The organism is Roseibium sp., assembly GCF_025698965.1.
Taxonomy (GTDB): Bacteria; Pseudomonadota; Alphaproteobacteria; order Rhizobiales; family Stappiaceae; genus Roseibium.
Window position 1 is genome coordinate 1 of record NZ_JAILWL010000608.1, and the last position, 3,271, is coordinate 3,271.

Genomic DNA, 3,271 nt, shown 5'->3' on the forward strand with positions numbered 1-3,271 from the left:
AGGTGACGCCGGAGACGTTGTCGCAACGCTTGTTCAGAACCGCTTTCTTGGGAATGGCGACTATTGCAACCCTCAAGTCCTGAATCCGTTCCTTCCGGCGGTCCAGGGGGCGGAATTTGCAGACGGTGTGGCCAGTGAGGCCGATTTGCCGAGCGAAATCAGAGCTTCACCCGATGATACGTGTTTCGATCGCGCAGTTTCATTCTACGATTCAGGTTCTGTCGAGGAATTCGAATTCGGCATTGATCTCGATGATGGCATCGATATTGACGAAGCCGGCGATGGAGATCTGCTGGTTTCCATGACAGACACCGAGATTTTCGGCAATCAGGATGAAGGCGCCGATTTCGATGAGGAAGATGCCGGCGATGTTTCTGTTTCCTTTGTCCGCTCTTTCGCCGAACAGAACACCGATGACGGGTTCCGCACGTCCGAATCCGGACCCGGAAACCTGAACGCTCTCGTCTATGCGGTTCTTGCCAGAAAGAACGGAGGCAACGGCCTGCGGTTCGACGAAGCGGGTGAAGGAACCGCCAATGTGGAAGTCAATCGCACGACAACGGCCAACAATGATGACGGCAAGGACACGGGCCTTCGCGTCACCAAGGAAGGCGGTGGTGAAGGTTCCCTGCGTGTTGTCGATTCCGATTTTCGAGACGGGATCGATGTGCGCAATATTGCAGTCACGATAGGCAACCAGTAGATCAGGCCGGAACAAGGCCGTTCGCGCTCAGGACCGGTTCCGGCAAAGTCCTTTCAGTGGACGCTTCAGGCCCCGGTCAATTCAGGGTTGACCGGAAGGGTGGAATGGCATGATCTGGCATTCATGCAATCCGGTCACAACATGGCCGCTGCCGGTCTCGCGTTGGCAGCTTCGGCCATTCTCAGTTTCATAGACAATTTTGTTGCTGCCGTCGGTCAGGAGGCCGGGCTCTGGCAGTTTCATGTTTTTCGTACCCTCTTTGCCATTCCGATGTTTTTGGCCATTGCCCTGGCTACCCGCACCCGGTTGAGACCATTGGGGCTGAAGAAACTCGCAGGGCGCAGTCTGGTCGTATCTGCTGGTTTGCTTATCTATTTTGCGGCTCTTGGAACATTGCCGGTCGCACAGGCAGGCGCCGGGCTGTTCAGCGCGCCACTCTGGGTCGCCATCCTGTCTGTCGTGATATTCGGACACCGGCTGGGCTTCACCCGCTGGATAGCCGTATTTGTCGGCTTTGCCGGTGCCCTGATGCTTCTGCAGCCTGATCCGAATACTCTCACCGTCATGTCTCTTTTGCCGCTGGCCGCCGGCCTTTTTTACGGTCTGGGAATGATGCTGACCGGCATCTGGTGCGTTCAGGAAAGCCCACTTTCCCTGGCGCTCGGCGTTTTTCTGACCATCGGGATCGCCAGTCTGGTAATGTTGAGCGTGACCACCGCCCTGCCGGGAGACACGTTTCTTACCGCCCCATGGGTCACGCCCACTCCGCGTTTTTTGTGGCTGACGCTGGTTCAGGCAATCGGAGCGGTTATCGCCGTCACTTTGATCGCGCAGGCCTATCGGACAGGAGCGCCGGCAGTCGTTGCCGTCTTTGAGTATTCCTTCCTGATATTTGCCAGCCTCTGGTCTATTCTGCTTTGGGGTATCCCAACCAATGCACTTGCGATTGCCGGGATTGCAGTCATTTTGAGTGCAGGAAGCCTGATGACCTTTGCAGGAAGAAAGCGTCCTGATGCACTGACCCCGGCCACGCCGGATAAGACCTAAAAGCTGTTCCCTTCTATTTGAAATCGGAGAAACCGATTACCGGATGAAGGGGGACCCCGTCAGCTGGCAGCCGCAGTCCGACGTCGGCAGAACAAGTCTTTCACATCTGTTTCACGTCGTTCCTGCGAGCGTTGTGTTTGATGTATGCGGATGAGTGATTTTGGAGCCACGGAAAACAATTGTTAGTTTTTCCGATGGAAATATAGGAAGTACCCGTAATCTTGAGTAAGTTGACTTTAGGGGAGACAGTTGGACTGGGGTAATTTTCTCATCCATGGAAGAGATTATAAACGAGCTGGTTGAGACCTGCCGGCGGATGAGTGAAGGCATGCGGGCGCACATAAGTGACGACGACCTGCTCATTGATCTGCGCGCGCAACTCGATGCTATTTTGGGAGCCAAAAACGAGGCCCTTCCGATGGAAGTTTACACGTTCGTAGTCATGCGGGCGCTAAGGGTCTTGAAGGAGGACCTTTGATTTTATGGACATTCAGACCTTTTTAAATGAAGAGGCCGACATTTATGCGGACATGTTCCAAGGCGGTTTCGTCATAAGAGGCTTCGTCCGGACTGTTATTGAAAGTTATGATGGAAAATCAGACTGGCGGGATTTCACCGCAAACGAACGAAATGAAATTCTGCTGAACTGTCACAGAATGATTGGACTCCTGCTGGAGGCGGAAAGGGCCTGATGCATATCAAGCGAATTGATCCGGCGAACATGAAAGGTTGGGCCGGACGTTATATTCAGGAGCTTGATGATTTTTTGCGGCACACCAACGGTGTGTTCGATCCGCATATCCCTTTGTTTGATCGCCTGGTATTCACTTCCGCAACGGCAACCGGCGACCACATACCGCAAATCGGCTATGTCGGCCGGACCAGCTACATCAAACAGGTCATGGAAGGACAGTTTGGAGGCGATTTTGCTTCCTCGATCAGAAGCCAGGACCCTCAATTCGACCAGGCAGTGGCCGGTGGATTTGCCAGAGCATCACAGGGTGATCGGGTCTTTGAGCTTGTCGAAATGGAAGTTTCGCCTCCCGGCGCATTGACCGGAATTCCCGTTAGCTATTATCGCCTGATTGATCGTCTCTGGCTCGGGACACCTCGTCCCGTACTAGTGAACCTGACACTGCCGACAGCGGCACAGTTTCATGAGCATCAATTTTTGCTAGATAGAGAACATCTCTGGCCCAATTGAACAGAAACACATCGTCCTGCATTCTGTCGCTCGGCGGATTGAGCCACTTGGTAGCATATGGATAGGTGTGCAGTGCTCCATAAATCTCTCCGAGTGCTTTCCTGACCCTGGCCGCCCGCGCCAGTCCGACACAGGCCGTCGCCTCCTTCCAGGTTGCCAGTCCCAGGTAAAGGTTCATTCTCGCAAGCAGTGCCAGACGCTCAAGCGACTGACGGACCGACCCCTGCCCCTGCACATTCAAAGCATCGCCCGAATAGATGATCTGCCCCTTTATGTCCTGCATCGGCGGGCAGACCCAATCGCGATCGATCGGGTAG

The 3,271-nt window shown here is 54.3% G+C and carries 5 protein-coding genes; 4 read left to right on the plus strand and 1 reads right to left on the minus strand.

Annotated features, from left to right (window positions below; translation table 11 throughout):
* The 4 genes from K5905_RS30380 to K5905_RS30395 all read left to right on the plus strand — a co-directional run.
* The coding region (locus tag K5905_RS30380) for a hypothetical protein (RefSeq protein WP_297591446.1) at positions 1 to 703 on the plus strand (703 nt) is incomplete at its 5' end.
* A 99-nt stretch (positions 704 to 802) separates the two neighbouring features.
* On the plus strand, positions 803 to 1,750 hold the full coding sequence (locus tag K5905_RS30385) for a DMT family transporter (protein ID WP_297591448.1): 948 nt from the start codon (positions 803 to 805) through the stop codon (positions 1,748 to 1,750).
* A 274-nt stretch (positions 1,751 to 2,024) separates the two neighbouring features.
* Positions 2,025 to 2,228, plus strand: coding sequence for a hypothetical protein (locus tag K5905_RS30390; protein ID WP_297591449.1), 204 nt, complete (start codon positions 2,025 to 2,027; stop codon positions 2,226 to 2,228).
* Positions 2,229 to 2,232: 4 nt separating this feature from the next.
* Positions 2,233 to 2,442, plus strand: coding sequence for a hypothetical protein (locus K5905_RS30395; protein WP_297591450.1), 210 nt, complete (start codon positions 2,233 to 2,235; stop codon positions 2,440 to 2,442).
* 375 nt (positions 2,443 to 2,817) lie between these two features.
* Here K5905_RS30395 and K5905_RS30400 read toward each other — a convergent pair.
* Positions 2,818 to 3,271: hypothetical protein (locus K5905_RS30400; protein ID WP_297591452.1), on the minus strand; the 454-nt coding region annotated here is incomplete at its 5' end.